Annotated in this window: 3 protein-coding genes; 2 read left to right on the forward strand and 1 reads right to left on the reverse strand. The window is 55.6% G+C overall.

Annotated elements, in window-relative coordinates; translation table 11 throughout:
- Positions 1 to 1,058 (forward strand): ABC transporter permease (locus JW953_16225; GenBank protein ID MBN1994245.1); only part of this gene is annotated, 1,058 nt, incomplete at its 5' end.
- Positions 1,059 to 1,072: 14 nt separating this feature from the next.
- Positions 1,073 to 2,290: an ABC transporter permease gene (locus tag JW953_16230; protein MBN1994246.1), complete on the forward strand. Its 1,218-nt coding sequence runs from the start codon at positions 1,073 to 1,075 to the stop codon at positions 2,288 to 2,290.
- Positions 2,291 to 2,936: 646 nt separating this feature from the next.
- Here the strand turns inward: JW953_16230 and JW953_16235 are convergent.
- The gene (locus JW953_16235; protein ID MBN1994247.1) at positions 2,937 to 3,290 is read right to left on the reverse strand and encodes a cupin domain-containing protein; all 354 of its coding nucleotides are present in this window, start codon (positions 3,288 to 3,290) and stop codon (positions 2,937 to 2,939) included.
- Positions 3,291 to 3,537: the final 247 nt, after the last annotated feature.

Consider the following 3,537-nt stretch of genomic DNA (forward strand, 5'->3'; position numbering starts at 1 on the left):
ATGACGCCCGGCTGGGTTACGTAGACCAAACCGGCCAACTGGCGATTGCCTCATTTGAAACACCGGACGGCAGCGAAATCGCTATAGATGCCTACCCCAATGCCGATGCTGCGCAGGCCGCCCTGGAACAAGATCACATTGACGGTTATCTGGTTATTCCAGAGGGTTACTTTCAAGGAGAAACGCCCCGTTTTTATAGTCAAGAAGCGCCGGGCATGATAATGCAAGAGAGGTTGGCCGGGTTTATCCGCCAGGCGCTGCTGGCAGATCAGCCCGGCTGGGTGGCAGAGCGGTTTTCTGATCCGGCTGAACTGATCTATGTGGCCCGCGCCACGGGCGAAGTGGTTGAGGGGCCTGGCGTATTGGTGCAAATCGTCACGCCCCTGGTTCTGGCAATGGCCTTTGGTCTGCTGGTGCTCACCGGCAGCGGCCAGATGGGGGCGGCCATTGTGGAAGAAAAAGATCAACGGGCGATGGAAATAGTCATTACCTCGCTGGCGCCCCGGGAGCTGGTGATGGGCAAAATATTGGGCATAACCCTGCTCACAGTTACGCAAGCGGCCATCTGGGCCACGGGCGCCGGCATTGCCGTGGGGCTGGCCCTGGCTGCCGCCGGCGGCGGCGTGCCGTTGAACATTCCCTGGCGCGCGGTGAGTTGGGCTTTGTTATTGGGTGTGCCGGGTTACTTTTTGTACGCCGTGCTGGCCGCCGGCCTGGGCATTATTGCCGGAGACCGCCAACAGGCGCGCCAATTGTCCGGCCTGTTGGGTTTTTTAGGCCTGATGCCCTTGTATTTCATCGGCTTATTAATCAATGCTATGGATGGCCCGTTAGCCCTGGGCCTGACCTGGTTTCCCCTGACCGCGCCGATGATCGCCCTCTTCCGTATGGCGTTGTCGCCGGTGCCAACGTGGCAACTTATCGTCAGCCTGGTCATCTTAATCGCCAGCGTGGCCGGTAGTGTCTGGTTTGTGGTTCGCATTTTTCGCGCCGCCATGTTGGCCCACGGGCAATCGTTGCGACCCCGGCAAATCTGGCGGGCCTTGCGCCAGAGGTAAAGGAGAAAAAAGTGATGCCAAAAATATGGCTCATTGCCATTCGTGAATTTCGCCACCGGGTGCGTGCGCGAGGATTCTGGTTGGGCAGTATAGGCGTGCCGCTGGTTTTTATGATCATCTGGGTTGCTGCCGGTGGGTTAGGCCCTACGCCTCCGGCCGATGCGGCTGAAACGGATCTGCCGGAGCAGATGACGGGCTACGTGGATCAGGCCGGCTTAATCCAACGTATTCCTGATTCCATTCCCGCCGACTTGTTTAAACCTTTTCCCGACCCGCAAACGGCAGAAATGGCCCTGGCGCGCGGTAACATCGGCGCGTATTACCTTATTTTGCCCAACTACCGGGAAACCGGCCAGGTGCAACGCATCAGCCGGCGGCTCACCATCAACCCGCCCGACGTGCGCTGGTTCAACCGCCTGTTGCAAGCCAACTTGCTGCCGGATGCCGATTCAAAAATGCTTGACCGTTTGCGCCGACCCTTCAATGCTGCCGGGCCGGATTTTGTCAACGTGGCCACGCAAGCCCAAACAGAAGGGGGTGGCATGCAAATGGTACCGTTTGTGGTGACCATTGCTATCATCATCCCTTTGGTTTCCGGAGCCGGCTACCTTTTCCAGAGTTTGGCCCAGGAAAAATCGAACCGGGTGATGGAGATTCTGCTGGTCTCGCTGCGCCCGACCCAATTGTTGGCCGGAAAATTACTGGGACTGGGCGCGTTAACGCTACTTCAGTACGCCCTCTGGATTATCCTGGGCGGGGCGGGATTACTGGCTACCGGGCAGGATGTAGGCCAAATGTTGACCGGTATCCGTCTTCCGGCTTACCAACTGTTACTGGTGGTACCCTTTGCCCTGGGTGGTTTTCTACTCTACGCGGCCTTGATGGCCGGCATCGGCGCGCTGGCCCGTGATGTTGAGGATGGCCGCACCTGGCTGTTTGTCATCAGCCTGCCGATGATGATCCCCATTTACCTGGGCGCGGCCATTGCCGGCAACCCCAATGGGCCGCTGGCCGTTGGCTTGAGCCTGTTTCCCTTGTCCGCGCCGGTGGCCATGTTGTTGCGCATTACCGGCGCTGTTGTCCCCGCCTGGCAAATTGCCTTGAGTCTGATGTTGCTGGCCCTAACCGGGGTTGGCACAATCTGGTTGATGGCCCGCCTGTTCCGGGTGCAAATTTTGCTGAGCGGGGAATCCCTTTCCGCCCGCCGGATGTGGTCGGCCTTGAGAGGTTGAAACCAAAAGGAAACGGAGGCATTTCGATGAAAATATCAAACACCGTTATCTTGCTTTCTTTGTTGATTGCCGGGCTAGCGCTGTTGGCCGCCGGAGCGGGTCTCTTCTGACAGGATGGGGGCAGTTCCTTCTCTTTTACCACCCGTAGGGTGCAAAAACCTCATCCATAAGGATGCAGAGAAGAGGTTGAACTGATCGGGACTCTCCAAATAGTACACATAAGGTGTCTGCTCCCTTGGCATGATGGGCCATCATTTTACCACATCTGTTCAGTAACAGGACTTATGCGGTGGGCCTCAAATGAGGTGGAGTCGTAGTTACCGTGACGGTTTCTGGTCACGACCAACCGGATATGACCATTCTGGCAGCATTTGCGCCACGTGTGTCTGCGTTGGCCGCTCATCCAGCAGGATCAAACCCGTCACTGCCCACGTCATCAGAACCGCCAAGGTCGGTGAGGACAAAGTCGGCGCTCACGGTGTTGTCATCAGCGTCAATGATGTGGACGATGGAGTTTTGTAGATCAGGGGTCATCGTTTGGAACTCCCCCTATCAATTTTGACAATCAAAGTCGGTAAAGGGCACAAAGTTCCCCTAAGAGCTTATTACTCAATTTGATAATCACAAACGATTAGATCACCTTAACCTATTCTAAAATCTTCACCGTGTCGGGTTTATTGGGCACCAGGCATAGAAACTCAAAGGGTTCAGCGCCGATATTCTGATACCAGTGAGGTACGCCGGCGGGGATAAAGACAATATCGGTGGCCTTTACTTCAAAAACCTCAGCGCCAATGCCGATACGGGCCTGTCCGCGCAGCACAAACTGTTCGTGCTCAACGGCGTTGGTATGATTGGGCATCCCCCCACCCGGTGCCATGATAAAGCGGCGCATGGCAAAATTGGGCCCCTCGTCTGGGCTAATGAGTACCTGGAAGGTCACGCCTTCTCCGGCGCTGACGGGTTCAAGGGGAACGTCGGTCAAGTTTTTTACGGACATAAGTCAAGCTCCTTTTGTATCCTTATAACTATTCGCCTTCTTGATATATCATTGCGAGGCGCAGGAAACGAAACGTCTGTAGCCCGAAGCAGTCTCCGCCATCGAAGTGGGAGACTGCTTTGCCTCTGGCTCGCCGTGACATAGGAGAAAAGATAAAAAGTTAGGGATGGTTCACAATTTAGTTGACACTTTTTTGAGCACGAAATAAAAATTGGCCGTTAAAATTTATCGGGTCCAGGCTATTTTC

Source organism: Anaerolineae bacterium, from assembly GCA_016931895.1.
Lineage (GTDB): Bacteria > Chloroflexota > Anaerolineae > 4572-78 > J111 > JAFGNV01.